This is a genomic window from Microbispora sp. H10949, assembly GCF_014161435.1.
GTDB lineage: Bacteria > Actinomycetota > Actinomycetes > Streptosporangiales > Streptosporangiaceae > Microbispora > Microbispora triticiradicis.
Genome location: NZ_JABBWZ010000001.1, coordinates 49,429 through 70,431 on the forward strand (window position 1 = coordinate 49,429; position 21,003 = coordinate 70,431).

General features: G+C 72.8%; 23 protein-coding genes. 11 read left to right on the forward strand and 12 right to left on the reverse strand.

Translation table 11 applies throughout. From position 1 onward, the window contains the following. Positions 1–50 precede the first annotated feature (50 nt). Positions 51–656 carry a DinB family protein gene (locus HHX40_RS00220; RefSeq protein ID WP_208759174.1) on the forward strand — a complete coding sequence of 202 codons (606 nt, stop codon included), beginning with the start codon at positions 51–53 and terminating at the stop codon, positions 654–656. Between the two features lie 361 nt (positions 657–1,017). Further along, positions 1,018–1,551 (forward strand): hypothetical protein, encoded by a 534-nt coding sequence (locus tag HHX40_RS00225; protein ID WP_182878988.1) that lies wholly within the window; start codon positions 1,018–1,020, stop codon positions 1,549–1,551. Between the two features lie 290 nt (positions 1,552–1,841). Here the strand turns inward: HHX40_RS00225 and HHX40_RS00230 are convergent, their stop codons facing one another. Both HHX40_RS00230 and HHX40_RS00235 read right to left on the reverse strand, forming a co-directional pair. Then, a complete protein-coding gene (locus tag HHX40_RS00230; RefSeq protein ID WP_036321177.1) occupies positions 1,842–2,096 on the reverse strand; it encodes a Smr/MutS family protein in 255 nt (84 codons plus the stop codon). Positions 2,097–2,174: 78 nt separating this feature from the next. Next, positions 2,175–2,603, reverse strand: a complete 429-nt coding sequence (locus HHX40_RS00235) for a CBS domain-containing protein (protein WP_182878989.1) — start codon at positions 2,601–2,603, stop codon at positions 2,175–2,177. 165 nt (positions 2,604–2,768) lie between these two features. Between HHX40_RS00235 and HHX40_RS00240 the strand changes: the two genes are divergently transcribed. Continuing rightward, a complete protein-coding gene (locus HHX40_RS00240; RefSeq protein WP_182878990.1) occupies positions 2,769–4,163 on the forward strand; it encodes an aminopeptidase P family protein in 1,395 nt (464 codons plus the stop codon). Positions 4,164–4,292: 129 nt separating this feature from the next. Next, positions 4,293–4,940, forward strand: coding sequence for a 4'-phosphopantetheinyl transferase family protein (locus HHX40_RS00245; protein WP_182878991.1), 648 nt, complete (start codon positions 4,293–4,295; stop codon positions 4,938–4,940). Here HHX40_RS00245 and HHX40_RS00250 read toward each other — a convergent pair. Then, positions 4,920–5,861: a cation diffusion facilitator family transporter gene (locus HHX40_RS00250; RefSeq protein ID WP_117409031.1), complete on the reverse strand. Its 942-nt coding sequence runs from the start codon at positions 5,859–5,861 to the stop codon at positions 4,920–4,922. The two genes, HHX40_RS00245 and HHX40_RS00250, sit on opposite strands and share 21 nt — an antisense overlap. A 39-nt stretch (positions 5,862–5,900) precedes the next feature. On the opposite strand from HHX40_RS00250, the gene HHX40_RS00255 reads away from it, so the two are divergent. The 3 genes from HHX40_RS00255 (at position 5,901) to HHX40_RS00265 (ending at position 8,817) form a co-directional block, all read left to right on the forward strand. Further along, positions 5,901–6,377 (forward strand): MarR family winged helix-turn-helix transcriptional regulator, encoded by a 477-nt coding sequence (locus HHX40_RS00255; RefSeq protein ID WP_259402978.1) that lies wholly within the window; start codon positions 5,901–5,903, stop codon positions 6,375–6,377. A 116-nt stretch (positions 6,378–6,493) separates the two neighbouring features. Further along, the gene (locus HHX40_RS00260) at positions 6,494–7,141 is read left to right on the forward strand and encodes an LppX_LprAFG lipoprotein (RefSeq protein WP_182878992.1); all 648 of its coding nucleotides are present in this window, start codon (positions 6,494–6,496) and stop codon (positions 7,139–7,141) included. Continuing rightward, positions 7,138–8,817, forward strand: a complete 1,680-nt coding sequence (locus HHX40_RS00265; RefSeq protein ID WP_310737878.1) for an MFS transporter — start codon at positions 7,138–7,140, stop codon at positions 8,815–8,817. The genes HHX40_RS00260 and HHX40_RS00265 overlap by 4 nt, the downstream gene beginning before the upstream one ends. Positions 8,818–8,866: 49 nt before the next feature. Here HHX40_RS00265 and HHX40_RS00270 read toward each other — a convergent pair whose 3' ends face one another. Then, positions 8,867–9,337, reverse strand: coding sequence for a MarR family winged helix-turn-helix transcriptional regulator (locus tag HHX40_RS00270; protein ID WP_182877435.1), 471 nt, complete (start codon positions 9,335–9,337; stop codon positions 8,867–8,869). Between the two features lie 60 nt (positions 9,338–9,397). Here HHX40_RS00270 and HHX40_RS00275 point away from each other — a divergent pair, with 60 nt between their 5' ends. The 3 genes from HHX40_RS00275 to HHX40_RS37485 all read left to right on the forward strand — a co-directional run bounded on the left by HHX40_RS00275 (position 9,398) and on the right by HHX40_RS37485 (position 12,416). Beyond that, on the forward strand, positions 9,398–9,814 hold the full coding sequence (locus HHX40_RS00275; RefSeq protein ID WP_182878993.1) for a cupin domain-containing protein: 417 nt from the start codon (positions 9,398–9,400) through the stop codon (positions 9,812–9,814). Positions 9,815–9,996: 182 nt separating this feature from the next. Beyond that, entirely contained in the window at positions 9,997–10,449 is a 453-nt protein-coding gene (locus HHX40_RS00280; RefSeq protein ID WP_117409027.1) for a DUF6220 domain-containing protein, read from the forward strand. After that, the gene (locus HHX40_RS37485; RefSeq protein WP_182878994.1) at positions 10,446–12,416 is read left to right on the forward strand and encodes a multicopper oxidase family protein; all 1,971 of its coding nucleotides are present in this window, start codon (positions 10,446–10,448) and stop codon (positions 12,414–12,416) included. Before HHX40_RS00280 ends, HHX40_RS37485 begins: the two co-directional genes overlap by 4 nt. Positions 12,417–12,468: 52 nt before the next feature. Here the strand turns inward: HHX40_RS37485 and HHX40_RS00290 are convergent, their stop codons facing one another. From HHX40_RS00290 to HHX40_RS00305, 4 genes are all read right to left on the reverse strand, one after another. Next, positions 12,469–13,116 carry a response regulator gene (locus HHX40_RS00290; RefSeq protein WP_117409025.1) on the reverse strand — a complete coding sequence of 216 codons (648 nt, stop codon included), beginning with the start codon at positions 13,114–13,116 and terminating at the stop codon, positions 12,469–12,471. Further along, on the reverse strand, positions 13,107–14,354 hold the full coding sequence (locus HHX40_RS00295) for a sensor histidine kinase (RefSeq protein ID WP_182878995.1): 1,248 nt from the start codon (positions 14,352–14,354) through the stop codon (positions 13,107–13,109). The genes HHX40_RS00290 and HHX40_RS00295 overlap by 10 nt, the downstream gene beginning before the upstream one ends. Before the next feature lie 71 nt (positions 14,355–14,425). Next, positions 14,426–15,130: an alpha/beta fold hydrolase gene (locus tag HHX40_RS00300; protein ID WP_182878996.1), complete on the reverse strand. Its 705-nt coding sequence runs from the start codon at positions 15,128–15,130 to the stop codon at positions 14,426–14,428. A gap of 11 nt (positions 15,131–15,141) precedes the next feature. Next, a complete protein-coding gene (locus tag HHX40_RS00305; protein WP_259403189.1) occupies positions 15,142–16,353 on the reverse strand; it encodes a YbfB/YjiJ family MFS transporter in 1,212 nt (403 codons plus the stop codon). Positions 16,354–16,429: 76 nt separating this feature from the next. On the opposite strand from HHX40_RS00305, the gene HHX40_RS00310 reads away from it, so the two are divergent. Then, entirely contained in the window at positions 16,430–17,047 is a 618-nt protein-coding gene (locus tag HHX40_RS00310) for a TetR/AcrR family transcriptional regulator (RefSeq protein WP_138462373.1), read from the forward strand. Positions 17,048–17,108: 61 nt separating this feature from the next. Here HHX40_RS00310 and der read toward each other — a convergent pair whose 3' ends face one another. The 4 genes from der to aroH all read right to left on the reverse strand — a co-directional run bounded on the left by der (position 17,109) and on the right by aroH (position 20,936). Then, complete coding sequence (gene der / locus HHX40_RS00315) at positions 17,109–18,527, reverse strand: ribosome biogenesis GTPase Der (RefSeq protein ID WP_259403190.1); 1,419 nt, start codon at positions 18,525–18,527, stop codon at positions 17,109–17,111. 15 nt (positions 18,528–18,542) lie between these two features. Next, positions 18,543–19,211, reverse strand: coding sequence for a (d)CMP kinase (gene cmk / locus HHX40_RS00320; protein WP_396775188.1), 669 nt, complete (start codon positions 19,209–19,211; stop codon positions 18,543–18,545). A gap of 168 nt (positions 19,212–19,379) precedes the next feature. Beyond that, positions 19,380–20,474 carry a prephenate dehydrogenase gene (locus HHX40_RS00325; RefSeq protein ID WP_117409019.1) on the reverse strand — a complete coding sequence of 365 codons (1,095 nt, stop codon included), beginning with the start codon at positions 20,472–20,474 and terminating at the stop codon, positions 19,380–19,382. A gap of 102 nt (positions 20,475–20,576) precedes the next feature. Continuing rightward, entirely contained in the window at positions 20,577–20,936 is a 360-nt protein-coding gene (gene aroH / locus HHX40_RS00330) for a chorismate mutase (protein ID WP_182878998.1), read from the reverse strand. Positions 20,937–21,003: the final 67 nt, after the last annotated feature.

Below are 21,003 nucleotides of genomic sequence, written 5' to 3' on the forward strand. Positions count from 1 at the left end.
CGCGCGGATATTCGGTGGCTCCCGGAATCCACATGGCCGAGGATGCTGTGGTGACCACCTCTGATGCGGGCGAACCCCTTCTCACGCGCTGGACGAAGTCGACCGTGTACCGCGACATGTGGGTCGACCCAGACGACGACCCGCGCGAAACCGATGTCGCGGCGATCGACGAACGAGGCGTACTGCTCGACTATCTGCGCCATTACCGCCTGACCATGGAAATGAAATGCGCGGGCCTGGATGCCGAACAGCTTGCCCAGCGGTCCGTACCACCGTCCACGATGTCCCTGCTCGGGCTGGTGCGGCACCTGACCGAGGGGGAGAGACACCTGCGCCGGGTCATGGCCGGCGAGGACGCGCCGCACCTGTACCGCACCGACGAGGACCGCGACGGCGACTGGAACGGCGCGATCGCCGACCCGGCGGTCGTGGAGGACGCCTGGCGGCAGTGGCGCACCGAGGTGGAGCGCACCGACCAGTTCGTGGCCGGAGTCGCCGACCTCGGCACCTGGAACGCCGGCGTCTCCGACCTCGGCCCAGACGGGGCGGACCTGCAGCTTCGCGACATCCTGGTGGCGCACATCGTGGAGTACGCGCGGCACTGCGGCCACGCCGATCTCCTGCGCGAGCGCATCGACGGCCGCGTCGGCCAATAACCGATGAGCGCCCGAGCCACGGCACGCGCAGCGGTCAATTCGTAGAGTGCCCGCAACGATCACGCGTCGGGCCCTTACTTCCACGGGAAGTGCTCGTCCGTCGCTCTGGCCTGCGGTAACTGTGATGACCACCTCGATGACCTGGAATGGTCGTCTCAGTGGCGCTCGGTGTTTCAGAGATCTTGCATGCTCCGGCGGAACAGCGACGGAACAGCTGGCGGACTGGACGACGGGTCCTTGTCATCGATGCCGCACCGCTTAACCACCGGAGGGTGACATATTCGTAGAAGCCAATCGGGAAGGGAGCCTCGCGTCCATACAGCTCGTTGAACGACGCGACGGTCCCCTCTCGGAGGTGCGCATGGACGGCACGGTTTGGGTCGCGGTTCTTACCGGCGCGACGGCGGTTATCGCGAGCTGGGTCACCAGCCACGGCAACCGCCGAGCTGCCACGGCCCAGGAGGAGCTGTCGGCGCGCGCGCAGTTTGTGCGGGAGCAGCGAGAGGCACGCAAGGCGGCGTATCTGGAATTCATGCGTCAGGCGGGCGTCACTGAGGAACTTTACTTCCGCCTAGATGGCATCCTGTTCCCGTCGGGCGGGAACGATCAAGCAGACGTCGACGCGCATATCAAACGGACCAGAGACGCGCTGAGGAACGCTTTCGAACCGCTCAAGCACGGGACTCGCGTAGTCGTCCTGGAGGGACCCGCAGGTGTCGCCGAGTGTGCGGAGGCTGTGCTCCAGGCCGCCTTCTCAGGCAACCGCTGTCTCTACGAACTGGCCAACGGCCGAGACGAAGGGCGCGCCCGCTTCGAGGAGGCTCGGGACGCGTACCGTAAGTGCGTTCGGGACTTCGCCGCCGCCGCGAGCGTCAGTATGGACCGCCATATCTGACGTGACGGCTGCGGCAAGCGCACTGTGGCGAGCTGCGCTCATACGAGGGCGCTGAACGGTAGTCACTCAACGAGCAGAACACCGGTCCCGCGATACAGTCGCGGAATACCTCGGACACGCCAACCCGGGTTTCACGCTCCGGACGTACACCCACCTCATGCCGAACGCAGCAGATCGAGCGCTCAAGGCCATGGACGCGTTCTTCACCCAGGAGCAAATCAGGCCGATTGCCCTCGTTGTGCCCTAGCGGAGATCAACAGGGCGTTTACTCCCGCAGACGAGAGATGCCCTTACTTCCACTGGAAGTAGACGAACAGACGGCCGTGGTTCTTGGCGTCCTTGTCGATCCGGTGGTAGAGCGCCTTGATCTCCTTCTGCTCCAGGAAGCGCAGCACCTTCTTCTTGAGCTGGCCGGACCCCTTACCGGGGATGATCTCCACCTGCGTCGCCTTCTTGCGTACGGCCTCCTGGATGATGCCGTGCAGCGCCCGGTCGATCTCGCTGCCCTTGTTGTAGATGTCGTGGAGGTCCAGCTTCAGCTTCACACGAGCCAGTCTAGATCGCCGTCCGCGCGGCGGCACGGGGCGAGGCGGCCGAGGGCGGCCCCGCCCCGCGGGGGGCCGTCAGCCGTTGATGTAGCCGACCAGGGCCTCCCGTTCGCTCTCCAGTTCCTGGATCGAGCTCTTGACCACGTCGCCGATGCTGACGATGCCCGCCAGGCGGCCGTCGCGGACCACCGGCACGTGCCGGATCCGGTGGTTGGTCATCGTGCGGCGCAGGTCGTCCACGTTGGCGTCCGGGCCGCAGGTGCGCACCTCCGAGGTCATGATCGACGAGACGGGCCGGCCGAGCAGCGCGGCCCCGTCCTCGTGCAGCCGCCGGACGACGTCGCGTTCCGACACGATGCCGTCGATGGACAGGCCATCCTCCGACACCACCACCGCACCGATGTTCAGCTCCGCCAGCCGGGCGAGAAGCTCTGACACCGTGGCGTGCGGTGGAACGGTCGCCACGCCTGTTCCCTTACTCTGCAAGATCGTCCCGATGAGCATCGACACCGCCTTCCCAGGGGCACCCGGGGGACTCGTCCCCGTCTTTCCCGCGCCGGCCGCCCGGCGCGGCGCATCCTGTTTCCCCAGGCAACAGCGACCGTCTTCCCTCGTCAAGGGCCTACGCCCCTACGATGGTCAAATATCGCCGCCGCCTGGAGATGATCGATGACGGACAAGCAGCTCAACACGGGAAGTCACGATCTCCCGATCCCGGCGGCGCTCGCGGAGTTCATGCGGGGCGGCTGGGCCGGCGCCGCGGAGACCGCGCCGGCGCCGCTGCCCGTCGCCGCGTACGCCGCCAAGCGGCGGGCCCGGCTCGCCGAACGCCTGCCCGGCGAGCGGCTGGTCATCCCCTCCGGCACCCTGGTCGCGCGCAGCAACGACGACGACCACCGGTTCCGGGCGCACAGCGCGTTCGCCTACCTGACGGGAGCTCAGCAGCCCGACGAGGTCCTCGTCATCGAGCCGTCCGGCGAGGCGCGGCTCTTCCTGCGCCCCCGCCCGTCCCGCGCCGATTCGCAGGAGTTCTACCGCGACCGGCGGTACGGCGAGTTCTGGGTGGGCCGCCGGCCCGGTCTCGCCGAGACCGAGGCGGCGTACCAGATCGAGTGCGCGCCCATCGACAGCCTGCCGGCGGCGCTGCGCGGCCCGGCCCGGGTGCTGCGCGGGGTGGACGCCTCGGTCGACGCGCTGGTCTCCCCTGCGGACGGCGACGCCGAACTGGCCGCGGTCCTGGCGGAGCTGCGGCTGGTCAAGGACGAGTGGGAGATCGCGGAATTGCAGCAGGCGGTGGACGCGACCGTGCGCGGGTTCGAGGACGTCGTGCGCGCGCTGCCCGCGGCGATCGCGCATCCACGCGGCGAGCGGTACGTCGAGGGCGTCTTCGGGCTGCGCTCGCGTCTGGAGGGCAACGCGGTGGGCTACCAGTCCATCGTGGCCTCCGGGGCGCACGCCTGTGTGCTGCACTGGATCCGCAACGACGGCCGGCTCGACCCCGCGGAGACGCTGCTGCTGGACGCCGGGGTCGAGGGCGACAACCTCTACACGGCTGACGTCACCCGCACGCTGCCGTTGTCGGGCCGGTTCGGCCCGGTGCAGCGGCAGGTGTACGACCTGGTGTACGAGGCGCAGACGGCGGCCATCGCCGCGCTGCGCCCGGGGGCGCGCTTCCGCGACTTCCACGAGACCGCGATGCGGGTCATCTCCGACGGGCTGGTCGAATGGGGTCTGCTGACGCGGGCGCAGGCCGGCGCGGGGCTGCACCGGCGCTACACGTTGTGCAGCAGCGGCCACATGCTCGGCCTCGACGTGCACGACTGCGCGCGGGCGCGGGCGGAGACCTACCTCGACGGCGTGCTGGAGGAGGGCCAGGTGCTGACCGTCGAACCGGGCCTCTATCTCCAGCCCGACGACCTGACGCTGCCGCCCGAACTGCGCGGGATCGGCGTCCGCATCGAGGACGACCTGGTGATCACGGCCGGCGGAGCCCGGTTGATGTCGTCCGCGCTGCCGCGCCAGGCGGACGACATCGAGGAATGGATGTCCGCGCTCTCCGGGTGAGCGCGGGCGAGGCGCGGACAGGCGGCTCCGGCGGCCGGTTGAGGGCGGCCGGCGGCGGGTGAGCGCGGCGGGAACCGTCCGGAGCACCCAGTTCACTTGATCGTCACATCGCTGTCCTACAGTGACGGTGTGCGCCCTCCACTGGCCGTGGCCGGCCACACCGACGACGTGCTCGAACTGGTCGGCGGCACCCTGACCCCGGCCGAGCGCGAACGCGCCGAACGCTTCACCCGCAGCGGGGACCGCCGCGACTTCGTCGCCGCCCACCTGCTCGTACGGCACTGCGCCGCCGAACTGCTGGGCACCCGCGCGTGCATGCTGACCGTGGTGCAGCGCTGCGAGGAGTGCGGGCAGGCGCACGGGCGGCCCTGGCTGGCCGAGGCCCCCGAGGTGTCGATCAGCCTCGCGCACACCTCCGGATACGTCTGCGCGGTCGCCGGCTATGGCCGGGTCGGGGTGGACGCCGAGCACGTCACGGGTGGCCCGGCCGACGAGAACCTCGTGGCGCTCGCGCTCACCCCCGCCGAGGCGAAGCTGGTGGGCGACGACAACCGCGGCCTCATCCGCCAGTGGGTGCGCAAGGAGGCGCTGGTCAAGCGGGGCGAGCTGACACTCGGGCGGTTGCGCGAGGCGGACCTGTCGGCCCTTCCGCTGGTGGACGGGCTGACGGTGCCGCTGGAGTGGCAGGGCCGTCACTTCCTCGAGTGGACGGCCGGCACCGTGATCGCCTCGGCCGTCACCGACGAGCCCGCCAAGCTACACCTCCTCGGCGGCTGACCGGCCGGGTGTGGGGTCGAGGAACACCTGCTTGATCTCCGGGAAGCGCTCGGTGAGCCGTCGTTCCACCTGGTCGGCGGCGAGCTCCAGCCGCTCCCCCGTCGTCTCGTCCATGAAGTCGATCTTCGCGGCGACGAGGATCTGGCCGGGGCCCATCAGGACGGCGGCGAGCTCGACCACCCCCTCGACCTCCGGCTGCTCGGCGAGCACGTCCTTGATCTTCTCCTGCAGCGAGGCCGGAGGCGCCTGCCCGATCAGCAGCGACGCGTTGGTCCTGATCAGGGTCAGCGCCACCCAGAGCAGCAGCAGCCCGATGACGATCGACGCGGCGCCGTCCCACACGGCCGATCCGGTGAGCTGCGACAGCACCAGGCCGACGGCCGCCACCGCGATGCCGATCAGGGCGGCCGCGTCCTCCAGCACGACCGCCTTGAGCATGGTGTCGGAGGTGCGCTCCAGCAACCGGCCGGGGCTAACCCGCCAGCGCCGGGCCTCGCCGCGCAACTGGCGCAGGGCCCGCCAGAGGGAGACCGACTCGATCGCGAACGACACCGCGAGCACGATGTAGGAGACGCCGATGTCGCCGAGGTCCTCGCCCCTGGTGATGGTCTGCCAGCCGTGCGTGAGCGAGAAGCCCGCCCCCACGACCAGGGTGAAGCAGGCGGCCACGATCGCCCAGAGATAGGCGGCGCGGCCGTGCCCGAGAGGGTGACGGGCGTCGGCGGGCCGCTCGCCGTGCCGGATCGCGGCGAACAGCACGACCTCCGTGGCGGTGTCGGCGGCCGAGTGGGCGGCCTCCGACAGCATCGCCGAGGAGGAGCTGATCAGACCGGCCACGAGCTTGGCCAGCGCGATCGCGAGATTGGCCGCACCCGCTACCACCACGGTGCCCAGGCTCTCGCCGTTCTCGCCGTCAGGCATACCCGCTCCATCCGTTCACTTGATCTTATGCTGGTCGATATGGACCACCACCGCTGGCTGACCCCGCACGAGCAACGCGCCTGGCGGGCCCACCTGGCTGCGCACCGACTCCTCTTCCTCCAACTCGATCGAGAGCTCCAAGGGAGCGGCCTTTCGCTGAACGACTACGAGATCCTGGTCAACCTCTCCGAGAGCCCCGGCCGCCGCATGCGGATGAGCGAGCTCGCCGACGCGACCATCCAGTCGCGCAGCCGCCTGTCCCACCAGATCTCCCGGATGGAGGCGGCCGGTCTGGTCACCCGTGAAGAGTGCGAGGACGACCGGCGGGGCACCTTCGCCGTCCTGACCGATCAGGGGTGGGAGACGATAAGACGGGTGGCGCCGGACCACGTGGACAGCGTCCGGCGGCACTTCATCGACCTGATGACCCCGGAGCAGGTGTCCGAGCTGGAACAGATCTACGCGCCTGTCATCGACCATCTGCAGGGGGTCCGCGGCGTCCGGCGAACCGACTAGTGATGACGACGGGGTGGCGGGGGAAGCGCACCGGTCCCGAGTTCCCCTGACATGGTGCGTCAAACCGATTCCCGCGGGAACGCGTGCCACCCCCGCCCGCTCGCTACGATCCGGCTGTGCGAACAATCCTCGGGCTGGTCGTGGCCGGCCTCCTGCTCGTGACCGCCTGCGACGCGAAGAGCGAGACGGCCCTGCCGGACGGCCCCGCCCTGATGACGCGGTCGGCCGAGGCGATGCGGGGGGTCAAGACGGTGGCCTTCACGATCGAGACGAAGGACAAGCCCGCCGTGCCCGTACGGCACGCCGAGGGCAGCCTCACCAAGGAGGGCGACGCCAAGGGCACCGTGCAGATCGAGATGCTGGGCCTGCAGGAGATCGACTTCGTGCTCGTCGGCGACACGGTCTACTTCAAGGGCCCGACCGGCGGCTACCAGACGATGACCCGGCAGCAGCTCGCGGCGATCTACGACCCCTCCGCCGTGCTCACCGGCGTGCCCGGCCTGCTGTCGGCGGCCCAGGACGTGCGGACGCAGGCGGAGGAGAAGGTGGGTGACACCGCCGCCTACCGGGTGGCGGCCACCCTGCCGCAGGACGCGCTGGCCGCGCTGGTCCCCGGCGTCCAGCAGAAGGTCGCGGGCACGCTCTGGATCGACAAGGCCACCAACCGCCTGCTCAAGATCGACCTGCCGCTCGGCGGCGGCTCGGCCGCCGTCACCCTCGGGGACTACGACGCCCCCGTGACCATCACCCCGCCCAAGCCGTGACCGACCCCGCCGACACCACCGTGCGGCGCCGGCGCCTGGCGCTGGCCGTCGGCGGCGCCGCCGTTCTGCTCGCCGCGCTCGACGCGTACGTCGTCGTGACCATCCTGGTGGACATCGCCTCCGACGTCGGCGTGCCGCTCAACCACCTGGAGAGGGCGACCCCGGTCGTGACCGGGTTCCTGCTCGGGTACGTCGCGGCGATGCCGCTGCTGGGCCGGCTGTCCGACCGGTACGGCAGGCGTGCGCTGATCCACGCGTGCCTGGCCGGGTTCGCCGCGGGCTCCCTCCTCACGGCCCTGGCGGCGAGCGTCCCGGCGCTGGTCGCGGGCCGTACGCTCCAGGGCGTCGCGGGCGGCGCGCTGCTGCCGATCACGATGGCCCTCATCGGCGACCTGTGGGACGAACGGGCCCGGCCCGTGGCGCTCGGCGCGGTGGGCGCGGCACAGGAACTCGGCAGCGTGCTCGGCCCGCTGTACGGCGCGGGCCTGGCCGCGCTCGCCGGATGGCGCGGCATCTTCTGGGTCAACCTCCCGCTCACGCTGATCGCCGCCGTCGCCGTGCAGGCGGCGGTGCCCGGCGGCCGGGAGCCGTACGGCGCGGATCACCCGCCACCAGGCCCGGCGCGCCCGCGTCGTTCGCCGGACCTCGCGGGGGCGGGCGCCCCCGCGGGCACGGCGATCACCGGCGGGACGGACGCCGCCGCACGGCCGGACGCCTCGCCACCGGACGGCTCACCGGTGATCGCCGCACGGCCGAGCGCCGCACCGGCGGATGCGTCGCGGGCGGACGCCTCGCGGCCGGATCTGGGCGGCGGAGCACTGCTGGCGCTGGCCCTCGGCCTGCTGGTCGCGGGACTGTACAACCCCTCCCCCGGCACGACGGTGCTGCCGCCGTGGGGGCTGCCGTGCGTGGTCGCCGGGGTGGTGGCGGCCGTGCTGTTCGTGGTGTGGGAGATCCGCTCTCCGGTCCGGCTGCTCGACCTGACGGGCGTCCCCCGCAGGCCGCTGCTCGCCACGCTCGCGGTGAGCCTGCTCGCCGGAGCGGCGCTGCTGGTCACGCTGGTCGACGTGCAGCTCGTCGCGCAGACGCTGCTCGGCCTCGACGCGGTGGGGGGCGCGCTGGTGCTCACCCGGTTCCTCGCCGCGCTGGCGGTGGCGGCGTTCCTCAGCGGGTTCCTGGTGCGGCGGTTCGGTGAGCGGCCGGTGGCCGTGGCGGGCATGGCCCTGGCCGCGGCGGGCTACTGGATGATCTCCCGTTGGCCGCTCGACCTGGCCTCGGCCGGAGTGCGCACGGACATCGACCTCGTGGTGGCCGGCCTCGGCCTCGGCGTGGTGATCGCCCCCGTCTCCTCCGCGGCGTTGCGCGTGGTCCCGGCGGCGCGGCACGGCGTCGTGTCGGCGGCGGTCGTGGTGGCCCGGATGATGGGCATGCTGCTGGGCGTCGCCGCGCTGTCGGCGTGGGGCTTCCACCGGTTCCAGTCGCTCACCGCGCATCTCGACACGCCGCTGCCGTTCGGTGTGGACGCGGCCGAGTACGCCCGCAGGCTCGCCGAATACACCGCTAAGGTCCGGGCGGCGCTGCACACCGAGTACGCCGAGATCTTCCTGATCACCTGCGGGCTGTGCCTGCTGGGCGCGGTCGCCGCCCTCGCCCTCCCCCGGCGTTCCGCGGACTGAGCCCGACGCCACGCGCCGACGCCACGCGCCGACGTCGCACGGCAGCGGGTCAGGAGGCGCCGAACCAGCCGGGCACGTCGAGCCGGAAGACGTCCGGTGGCGTTACCCTGCGCAGGTCGGCTTCCAGCTCCCTGAGCCGCTCCGGCCCGATGACCGCGGCCCAGCGGGCCCGCAGGTCGTCGAAGATGCGGGCCGAGCGGGTCAGCAGGTCGACGCCCGCCGGTGTGAGCCGCACGATCTTGCGGCGCGTGTCGCGGGCGTCCCGGGCACGCTCCACGTAGCCCAGGCGCTCCAGTGTGTCGATGGTCTTGCCCGCCGCCTGTTTGCTGACGCCCAGCGTGCGGCCGAGTTCCACGGCGGTCGTGCCCTCCGCGCCGATCGCCTGCAGGACGAATCCGTGCATGGGCCGGGCGTGCGGGTGCCCCTGACGGGCCAGTTCCGCGTGCAGGTCGTCGATGAGCACGCGAAATCCCAGGAAGAGCCGCAGCGGCAGCTCGAATCCGGGCGGGTCGATTGACACGATAGACAACCTGGTTCACTATAAGGACAACGACATTGTCTATTCTAGGAGGCACCACCGATGCCTGTCATCCATTCCGCCGACAGCCGCCGGAGCACCACGCCGAACGGCGTCATGACCACCCTGGCCTCCCCGACGCAGGGCGGGGCGGCGCACGCCGTGTGGCGTGTGGACATGCCCGCGGGCAACAGCGGACCCCTGCACTCCTGCGACCGCGAGCAGGTGTGGACCTTCCTGTCCGGCGGCGCGACCGTCGACCTCGACGGCGAGACCTACGGCGTCGGGGCGGGAGACACCATCGTCCTGCCGGCCGACCTCAGCCGCAGGGTGCACAGCGACGCGGAGTCGGGCTTCAGCGCGATCGCCGTCGCCCCCGCGGGCGCCGAGGTCTACATCCCCGGCGGGGTCACCGCCGAGGACGCCTGCGACCTCGCACCCAAGGGCACCGACCGGATCGTCCCGCCCTGGATGCGCTGACCGCCCCACCCCGCCCGATCTCGCCCCGCCCGATCTCGCCCCGCGCGACTTCCCGGCGAGGCGGGACGGGTGTCCCGGGCGCCCGGGACACCCGCGGGTCCACCATGGCCGCGTACCTTTCCGGCGCTCGCCGCCCCGCAGAACCCCCGGGGCTCCGCCCGTACCTCACAGGAGGCCCCACAATGCGCAAGGTGTTCTTCGGTCTCGCCGTCGTGCAGCTCGTCGCCGTGCTCGCCCAGTTCTACCTCGCCACGTTCGGCGCGTTCGAGACGCCGCATCCGGCGCCGGGCGACCCGGACGCCGCCATCGGCTACCACGCCATGAACGGCACGATGGTCATCCCGCTCGTCTCGCTGGTGACCGCGATCGCGGCCCTCGCCGCCCGCGCGGGCGGCCGGACGGCAGGCCTGGCGATCCTTCCGTTCGTGCTGGTGGCCGTGCAGCTGTTCGTCATCTTCCCGCTGGCCGAGATCGCCGGGGCGACGGAGACCGCCACGACGACGGCCTCCCTGTTCGTCATGGGCTTCCACGCCCTCGACGGCGTGGCGATCCTCGCCGCGGCCGTCGTCCTCGTCCGGCGGGCCCACGCCCTGACGAAGAGCGACGCCGCGATCCCGGCGCACGCCGCGGCGTGACCACCGCTCGGCTGATCGCTCTCGATCAGATCCTTTTCGTCCTGGTCGCGGCCGCCTGGGCCGCGACCGCCGGGATCGCCCTGACCGGGCTGCGGCAACCCGCCGCGGCCGGTCGGCGGACCCGGCTGATCGCCGCGGCGTCGTGCGCCGCGGCGATCGTCGTGACCGCGCTCAGGGTCGCCGTCACCACCGGCCTGGCCGGAGCGGGCTGGTGGTTCGTGGCGGAGAAGGTCACCCTCGCACTGCCCCTGGTCGTCGTGCCCGCGCTCGTCTCGGCCGCCGTCAGCCTGCCCCGCCTGCTGCGCGGCCAGGCGATCGGCTCCTCGACCGGCTCGACCCGGATCGTCGCGTTCCCCCTGCTGGTCACCGCGTACGGCGCGGTGGCCGGAATCGCCTGCGCGGTCGTGGTCTCCTATCCGGTCACGACCGGAGGGGCGGCGGCGGTGCTCGCGCTCTTCGCCGCGGCGTCCGCAGTGACGTGGCGGCTGCTCGGCCCGGCCCGCTCGCCACGGCACGGCTGGCAGGCCGCCGGAACCTGCGTGCTCGCCCTCGCTCTCGCCCTGACCATCGGCGGGGGGTGGCCGAGCGGCCATCTCCACCCGGGGCACGACGCGGGCGGGCGCGGCGTCTCCGTCGACCTGCTGCGCGGCCCCGCTCCCGCCTCGGCCGGCGGCCCGGCCGGGGCCAGGGAGCGGGTCCGCCGCTTCACGCTCACCGCCCAGCCCGCGACCGTACGGCTGCCGTCCGGCGGCGGCGCCGAGGCGTGGTCGTTCAACGGGCAGGTGCCGGGGCCAGTGCTGCGGGTGCGGCAGGGCGACCTGGTCGAGGTCGTCCTGCGCAACCGGCTGCCGGTGCAAAAAGGCACGGTGCAGGGAGGCACCGGGCAGGCGGGCAGCGGGCAGGGCGTCACGATCCACTGGCACGGGTACGACGTGCCGGCCGCCGAGGACGGCGTGCCCGGCGTGACCCAGGACGCGGTCTGGCCCGGCCAGACCCACGTCTACCGCTTCCGCGCCGAGGACGCCGGCACGTACTGGTACCACAGCCACCAGAACTCCAGCGTCGCCGTGCCACGCGGGCTCTTCGGCCTGCTGGTCGTCGACCCGGCGGCCCCCGCGCCGGAGAGCGAGGACCACGTGCTCGCGCTGCACACCTTCGGCTCGCGCCCGACGCTGTCGGTGGACGGCGCCGCGCCGTCCGACCTGCTCACCCGCCTCACGCTCGCGCCCGGCGCCCGTACGCGGCTGCGGGTGGTGAACACCGACACCCGGCCCGTGGTCCTCGGCCTGAGCGGCGTGCCGTACCGGATCGCGGCGGTGGACGGCGGGGACGTGCCGGGGGCGACGGACCTCGACGGCGCCCGACTGCACCTCGCGGCGGGCGGGCGATACGACCTGACCTTCACCGTGCCCTCCGGGCCGGTGCTGCTGACGACGGGAGACCGGCCCGCGTTGCTGGTCAACGGACCGGCGACGCCTCCACCGGCGGCCGGGCCGATCGTCGACATCACCCGGTACGGCTCTCCCGCGGCCCTGCCCTCCCGGTTCGACCGGGAGACGACCTGGGTGCTGGACAAGACACTCGCCGTCTCCGGAGGCCTGCCGCGGCTCGCCCAGACCGTGAACGGCAAGGCGTGGCCGAACATCCCCACGCCGGTCGTCCGGCAGGGACAGACCGTCAGGATCCGGGTGGTGAACCGGGGCACGGACACCCACCCGATGCACCCGCACGGCCATCACGTGCGGATCCTGTCCCGGAACGGCGTACCGGCGACCGGACTGGCGATGGACACCTTCGACGTCGCCCCCGGCGAGGTCTGGGAGGTCGCCCTCGTGGCCGACAACCCCGGCGTGTGGATGTCCCACTGCCACGATCTCGCGCACGCCGCGCAGGGCATGGAGTTCCATCTCGCGTACGAGGGGGTCACCACGCCGTACGACATGACGGGCGGCAACCACCCGGCCTGACCGCGCCGTCCTGCCCCGCGCCATCCTGCGGCGGGCCTGCGGCGGCGCGACGTCAGGACCGCAGGTAGGCCAGCACCGCCAGGACGCGGCGGTGCTGGTCGCCGTCCTCCGCGTGCAGGCCGAGCTTGGCGAAGATGCCGCGGATGTGCTTTTCCACCGCGCCCTCGGTGACGACGAAACGGCGGGCGATCGCGGGGTTCGACCTGCCCTCGGCCATCAGCGCCAGGACCTCCCGCTCGCGCGGCGTCAGCGAGGCCAGCGGGTCGTCCCGGCGCCGGCGCACCATCAGCTGGGCGACGACCTGCGGGTCGAAGACCGTCCCCCCGGCGGCCACCCGGCGCAGGCCGTCCATGAACTCCTCGACGTCCACCACCCGGTCCTTCAGCAGGTAGCCGACCGCTCCCCGCGCGTCGGCCAGCAGGTCGTCGGCGTACGACACCTCGACGTACTGCGACAGGATCAGCACGGGCGCGCCCGGCACCTTCTCCCGCGCCTCGACCGCGGCCCGCAGGCCCTCGTCGGTGAACGACGGCGGCATCCGGACGTCCACCACCGAGACGTCCGGCCGGTGGGCGACGACGGCCTCGACCAGTCCCTCCCCCGTTCCGGTCGTCTCGACGACCTCGCAGTCGAACTCCTCCAGCAGGCGGACGAGTCCCTCCCTGATGAGGACGGCGTCGTCGGCCACCACTACGCGCACGGAACCTCCGCCGTGATCGAGGTCGGCCCTCCGGCGGGCGAGCGCACCGTCAGCTCGCCGTCGACCGCCCGCAGCCGGTCGGCCAGGCCGGACAGGCCGTGTCCCTTGGCGACGTGAGCGCCGCCGACCCCATCATCCCCGATCGTGAGCAGCAGGACGTCCCCGATCCGGGTCAGCGCGATCACGCAGGACGTCGCCCTGCTGTGCTTGGCCACGTTGGTCAGGGCCTCGGCGGTGACGAAGTAGATCGTGTTCTCGATCAGCGCGGGGTACCGCTCGGTCGTCTGGACGTCCAGCTCCACCGGGACCGTGCAGCGGCCGGCGAGGGCGGCGAGCGCGGGGGCGAGGCCGCGGTCGGCGAGGATCGGCGGGGCGATGCCGCGTGACAGCGCCCGCAGCTCGTCGAGCGTCTCGCGGGTGGCGCTGATGGCGTTGCCGATCGTCTCGTGCGCGGCGGTCGCGTCCCGCTTCAGCTCCCGCTGCGCCCGCGACAGCTCCATCGCCAGGTGGACCAGGCGCTGCTGGGGGCCGTCGTGGATGTCCCGCTCCAGGCGGCGCAGCGCGTCCGCCTCCGCGTGGGCGGCGGCGTTGCGGCCCTCGGTCAGGTCCTCGATGCGCTCCTGCAGCGCGGCGACGCCGGTCAGCAGCGCCCGGCCGAGCGACGCCTGGATCAGCGCGCAGGACCGGACGACCGGGTAGAGCGTGAGCGCGGACAGGGCGCCCAGAGCCAGGTAGAAGACGCTGTTCACGAAGTAGCCCCGGCCGAGCCCGAGCAGTTCGGGCAGCTCGTGGTTGTCCGGGATGTTCGACAGGATCCACCCGTACAGCGGGTAGGTCAGCCCGAAGAGCGAGACGGCCCACCAGGTGACGGTCACGCAGAACGCGGCGACCGCGACGGGGAAGGCCAGCAGGCCGTGCAGCGCGTCGAGCCAGGGCTGGCCCCCGGCGAGCGGCGTGACCGTGCGGCGCAGGATGCCCGCGCCCTCCGGCGCGCGCGGGTAACGCGGCCGGGGCAGTTCCCGGCCCAGTACCGGCCGCATGCGCAGCCGTTCGACGTCACCCATCCCCCTGGCCATGAGCAGGGTGAGCGCGAGGATCGGCACGCCCAGCCAGACGACCAGCAGTCCCGCACCGGCGGACAGGCCGCCCACGGTGAGGACGAACGTGATCGCGGCGAGCGGAAACCCTATGAGGACGTAGACCGTGTCACCGGCCAGACGGGAGAGAAGTCGGCGCATGCCCCCAACGCTATTGACTCGCCCGCCGATGATCGATCCTGCGGACGTCAGACCCGGGGGTAGGGCCAGCCCTACCATCCCCCGGCGGCCGGCGGGGTTCCGGGCCCGCCGGGCCCGGCGGCGTCGAGCAGGATCCCGAGCAGCTCCCGCGGCACGTCCCGCATGAGGTTGTGCCCGCTGTCCAGCGCGTGCACGGTCCACGACGGGTCCTCGCGCAGCCGCTCGTACGTACTCGTGAAGGCGGACCGCACGTCCCGGTCGGCGTACACGTAGACCCGCCGCCGGACGCTCGCGAGACCTCCGGTGAGCCGGAGCGGCTGCAGCAGCGAGGCGACGGGGTGCGGGGTCGCCCGGGGGTCGAAGAACGGCAGCGGCCGCGTGGCGTATCCGGTCTCCTCCACGTCCGCGTACCACTGCCGCTCCTGCTCGGAGGCGAGGGTCCAGCAGGAGTCGCCGTCCTCCGGCACGAAGGCGTCGAGGTACGCCAGGGCGGCGACCCGGCCCGGCAGGCGGTCGGCCACCCCGGTCATCACCATGCCGCCGTAGCTGTGCCCGGCCAGCACCGCGTCCCGGACGTCCCCGGCCTCCAGCACGCCGGTCACGTCCTGGATGTGGGTGTCCAGGTTCACCCCGCCGCGCAGCAGGTGGGCGCGTTCGCTCACTCCGCTGAGCGTCAGCGGAAGGGCCCGGTGGCCGTGGCCGCGCAGGTCCTCGACGAGGTCCTGGAAACACCAGCCACCGTGACACATGCCGGGGATCAGGACGAAGGTCGCCATGGTCGTGCTCCTCACTGTCTCATGGACGCTTCCCCTCCGGGCGTCTTCTCGGCGCTGCCCGGCGGGGTGTGACGTGTGGGATCGGCGAAGGCGGCGACCAGGGCCGCCGCCGCGCACAGGATCGCGGTCCACGCCAGGGCGGCGCCGGCCGAGGTGTGGTCGGCGACGAGCCCGGCGAGCCACGGGCCGGCGGTCTGCCCGGCCGCGAAGAGTGTGGTGAACGCCGCCAGCGTGGCCGTCCAGTCCGCGGGCGCGGTGTTCCCCTTGATGATCGCGGTGACGGCGGCGGGCACACCCATGAACGTCGCCCCGTAGACGACCACGGACGCGAGGACGACCGGCGGTGCGGGCGCCGCCATCGCCGGCGCCGCTCCGGCGGCGGCCAGGAGGCCGAGCAGCACGGTCAGTGCCCGGGTGCCGGGCCAGCCGGTGGTCGGACGGCTCCACAGGGCGGGCGCCGCCACCACCGCCAGGCCGAGCGCCGTCCAGGCGAGCACCACCTGCCCGAGCGGTGCCTCGGCGAGGTAGGCGGACAGGAAGGTGATGTACGTGATGTAACCGGCGGCGAACAGCAGGTAGGCCAGGGCGATCCCCCGCAGTGGGCGCAGCTGAGCCCGCCCGGCGGTGACGGCCGGCGCCTCCTCCCCGGCCTGGGCGGCGGTCCAGCTCACCAGTGCCGCCAGCCCGGCGGCCACGCCCAGGCCGACCCAGGCCGGCCGCCAATGGCCGCCCAGCGGCGGAATGCCGGCGCCGGCGACGGCGATGCCCAGCCCGGTGCCCGCGAAGTAGACGGTGATAGGCGTCCCGGAGGCGGCGCGGGCGGCGAGGCGTGAGGCGATGACGCCGCCGCTGACGAACACCGCGGCCCCCGCCGTCCCGGCCGCGGCTCGGGCCGCCAGCAGCACCGGATAGGCGTCGCTCGTCGCGGTGGCCGCGAGCACCGGCGCGGTGAGGACCGTCCCCCATCGGAAGACGGTCGCCGCGCCCCGGCGGCGAACGGCGGCCGCGGTCATCAGCGCACCGAGCAGGTAGCCCAGTCCGTTGGCGGCGCTCACCGCTCCGGCTTCGGCCAGGGTCCACCGCAACTCGTCCCGCATCGCCGGCAGGAGCAGCCCGTACGCGAAACGGGCCAGCCCGAGGGCCGACGCGGTGCCGAGAGCCAGCCGCATCGCCTGCCGTGTCTCGGGCCCGGCCCGCATGCCTACGGCGAAGAGGTGGGGCATGACACTCCAGAGATCGAACCGATCGGTACGATCTCAGATCGTAGCAATACATCGAACCGATCGGTACCATCTAGGTATGCCGGTTCCCAAGGGCTCGACGATCGACCCGGAGCGCACCCGTGCCGCCATCCTGGAGGCGGCCACCCCCGTGCTGTACGAACGTGGGCTCGACGGCGTCGGCGTGGCCGAGCTGTGCGCTTCGATCGGGGTGTCGAAGGAGACGCTCTACCGGCACTTCGGCACCAAGGACGGGCTGGTGGAGGCCATGCTCACGGCCCGCAGCGAACGGGTGACCCGCTGGCTGGCCGAGGCCGCCGCGGAGGCCGGGGACGACCCCCGTGACCAGCTCGCCGCGGTGTTCGACGCGCTGCGGGAGTGGTACGAGGACCCGGTCTTCCGCGGCTGCGCGATGCTGAACGCGGCGGCCCAGCATCACGTGGAGGCCGTGCGCGCCATCACCGCACGCCACCTCGATCGCTACCTCGACCTGCTGACGGGGATCGCCGAGCGTGCCGGAGCCACCGATCCGCCCCTCCTGGGGCGCCAGTTGCTCATGCTGGTCGAGGGCGCCACCGCCGTCGCGGCGCACCACGGCACGGCCGGCACGGGCGAGCAGGCCCGCCAGGCGGCGCTCACCCTGCTGTCTGCCGCCGCCCGGCCGTCCGCTAGTTCCCGGCGCGGCTCCGGAGTCTGACCCCGGCCACCGCCACGACCCCGGCCACGACCACGGCTTCCGCGGCGCGCGGCCGGTGGGGTCACTTCTTCTTGCGCTTCTCCCGGATCTTCATCGTGACGTCGATCGGGGAGCCGGCGAAGCCGAACTCCTCGCGGATGCGGCGCTCGATGAAGCGGCGGTAGGTCTCCTCCAGGAACGCCGAGGTGAACAGCACGAACTTCGGCGGCTCGGTCGAGGCCTGGGTGGCGAACAGGATCTTCGGCTGCCTGCCTCCGCGCACCGGCGGCGGCGTGGCCTGCACCAGCTCGGTGAGAAACTGGTTGAGCCGGGCCGTCGGCACCCGCGTGCCCCACGACTCCAGCGCCCGTTCGATGGCCGGGGCGAGCTTCTCGACGTGACGGCCGGTCTTCGCGGAGATGTTCACCCGCAGCGCCCAGGGCGTGCGGACGAGCTGCCGGTCGATCTCCTTCTCCAGGTAGTAACGCCGGTCCTCGTCGACCAGGTCCCACTTGTTGAACGCGACCACCATCGCCCGGCCCGACTCGATGACCAGGCCGATGATCCGAAGGTCCTGCTCGGTCAGCACGTCGGAGGCGTCGATCAGCACGACCGCGACCTCCGCCCGCTCCAGCGCGGCCCGGGTGCGCATCGCCGCGTAGAAGTCCGCGCCCTTGAGCTCACGGTCGCGCCGCCGGATGCCGGCGGTGTCGATGAAGCGGTACGTCGTGCCGCCCAGCTCGACCAGCTCGTCCACCGGGTCGCGGGTGGTGCCGGCCATCGGGTCGACCAGCACCCGCTCCTCTCCGGCGACCTTGTTGAGCAGCGACGACTTGCCCACGTTGGGCTTGCCGAGCAGCGCGATCCGGCGCGGGCCGCGCCGCTCGCCGAACGTCTGCGGCGGCGTCTCCGGCAGCGCGTCGAGCACCACGTCGAGCAGGTCGCCACTGGCGCGGCCGTGCAGGGCCGAGACCGGGCGCGGCTCGCCCAGGCCGAGCGACCACAGCCCGGACGCCTCCAGCTCCATCTGCTGGTTGTCGACCTTGTTGGCGGCCAGCACGACGGGCTTGCCCGCGCGGCGCAGGACCGCCCCGACGGCCTCGTCGGAGTCGGTGACCCCGACGCTCGCGTCCACCACGAAAAGGATCACGTCGGCCAGCTCGGCCGCGATCTGCGCCTGCTCGGCGATGCGCAGGGCCATGCCGGTCGCGTCCGGGTCCCAGCCGCCGGTGTCCACCAGCGTGAACCGCCGCCCCCGCCAGGTGGCCTCGTAGGTCACCCGGTCGCGGGTCACCCCGGGCACGTCCTCCACGACCGCCTCACGACGGCCGATGATGCGGTTGACCAGCGTCGACTTGCCGACGTTGGGGCGCCCCACCACGGCGACGACCGGCAGCGGGCCCGAATCGGGCTCCCGCTCCGCCTCCTCGGCGGACAGCTCGGCGAGCTCGGCCTCGATCCAGCCGCCCTCGTCCTCGTCGTACTCCACCGTCACGTCCATACCCTGCCTCATCCGTCAGACCCGCTCCTTGACGATCCGGAGCACCTCGGCGATGACCTCGTCCAGGTCCAGCGGCGTGGTGTCGAGCTCCACCGCGTCCGCGGCCTTCGCCAGCGGGTCGGCCTTGCGCGTCGAGTCGAGGGTGTCGCGGCGGGCCATCGCGGCCCTCTGCGCCTCCACGCTCGTCCCCTCCAGCTCCGCCGTACGGCGCAGCGCGCGGGCGTCGGCGCTCGCGGTGAGGTAGATCTTGACCGGCGCGTCCGGCGCGACCACGGTGCCGATGTCGCGCCCCTCGACCACGATCCCCCCGCCCGGCAGGGAACTCGCGATGATCTCCCGCTGCAGGGCCACGAGCCGGCGGCGCACCTCGGGCACCGCGCTCACGGCCGACACCGCGCCGGTGACCTCGGCGCCGCGGATCGGCCCGTTGACGTCGACGCCGTCGACGGCGACACCCGGCGCGTCCGGATCGGTGGTCATCGTCAGCGCGGGCTCGGCCGACCTCGCGGCGATCGCCGCGGGGTCCTCCAGGTCGACGCCCCGCTGGAGCATCCACCACGTGACCGCCCGGTACATGGCGCCCGTGTCGAGGTAACGCAGGCCGAGCGCCCGCGCGACGCCCCGCGACGCGCTCGACTTGCCCGACCCCGAGGGACCGTCCATCGCGACGACCAGACCCGACACCGGTCTCTCCTTCTCCTTCGGAATCGTCGTCCCCGAGGCTACCGGGATACCGCGGGAAAGCATGCATCGGCGGCCGGGCGGAGGCCCGCCGGTCCGGGGCCTCCCGGTCAGGGGCCGGGCGTTCGCCCGGTCTGCCCGGAGGTCACCGGCCGGGGCGGGCGGGCCGGTCTAGCCGGCGACCTGCCAGCCGCGCTCACGCAGGGCCTCCGACAGCGGGGCCGCCGCCTCCGGCTGGACGTACAGCTCGGCTGCGCCGAGCGGCAGGCCGGGGGCGTGCTCCAGCCGGATGTCCTCGATGTTGAGGCCCGTCTCGCCCGCCGCCTGAACCAGGCGGGCCAGCTCGCCCGGACGGTCGCCGATGAGCACCTGCACCACCGCGTACGTGCGCGCCGGGCCGCCGTGCTTGCCGGGGATCCTGCCGGTGCCGCGCACCCCGCGTGCCAGCAGGTCGGCGATCTGGTCCATGGCCGCGCCGTCGCCCGCCAGCGCGCGCAGCGATCGGGCGGCGGCGCCGAGGTCGTCCGCCACCGCCTCCAGCACCTCGGCCACCGGCAGCGCGTTGCCCGAGAGGATGCCCATCCACAGCGCCGGATCACTGGCGGCGATCCGGGTGACGTCGCGCACGCCCTGCCCCGACAGCCCGAGCGCCGTCTCCGGCGCCTCGGCCAGCCGGGCGGCCACGGCCGCGGCGGTCACGTGGGGAGCGTGCGAGACGACCGCCACGGCCCGGTCGTGCTCGCCGGCGTCCACCCGCACGGCGTTGCCGCCGCACAGGTCGATGAGCTCCCGCACCGCCGCCACCGCCTCGGGCGCGGCGTCCTCCGTCGGGCAGTACGCCCACGGGCGGCCGAGGAACAGGTCGGCCCGGGCCGCCGCGGGACCGGACCGCTCGCGGCCGGCCAGCGGATGCCCCGCGACGTACGTCGTCAGGTCGCAGCCGAGCTGGGCCGCCTGGGCCAGCGGAAGGACCTTCACGCTGGCCACGTCCGTGTAGAAGCGGGCGGCGCCCTGCTTCTGCAGGTCGAGCAGCTGCTGCGCGACGAACTGGGGCGGCACCGCGACGACCGCGAGATCCACCTGCCGCGCGCCCGTCCAGTCCTCCCCCGCGCCCAGCTCACGCGCCAGCCGTACGGCTCCGGCGTCCCGGTCGGCGAGGAAGACCCGCAGGTCCCGCTGCCGCAGCGCCAGTGCGATGGACGTGCCGATGAGGCCCGTCCCGACAACGACCACGCTGCCGATCCCGGCGCCCTCGATGGGAGTCATCGTGCTCTTCCTGCCGTCACCGTCCCGGGGACGCGGCCCGCGGGCGAATGCCTGTGGATGGGAGAATCCCGTTCTGCCGGACCTGTGGCCCGGACCGTCTCCCTACTGGGCGATGTCCACGCGAAGCGCCAGGGCGCCGCGCAGGTACACGTGCTGGATCTCCTGCCGCGGCCGGTCGGTCTGCACGTGGGCCATGAGCCGCACCACGCGCGGGAGCGCGCCCGGCACGTCGATCTCGGTCGCGCACAGCAGGGGGACGTCGTGGAACCCGAGCTTGCGCGCGGCGAGGGCGGGGAACTCCGCGGTGAGGTCGGGCGTGCACGTGAAGATCACGCTGATGACGTCGTCGGTGGTGAGGTTGTTGCGGCCCATCACCTCGCTCACCAGTTCCGTCGTCCCGGCGAGGATCGCGTCACGATCGTTGCCCTCGACCTGGACGGCTCCGCGAATCGCCCGCACCATGTCGTTCCCCTCTCGCTGAGACGGGCCGGCCCGCCGTGACGACGAGCGCGGCCCATCTACCGCCTGT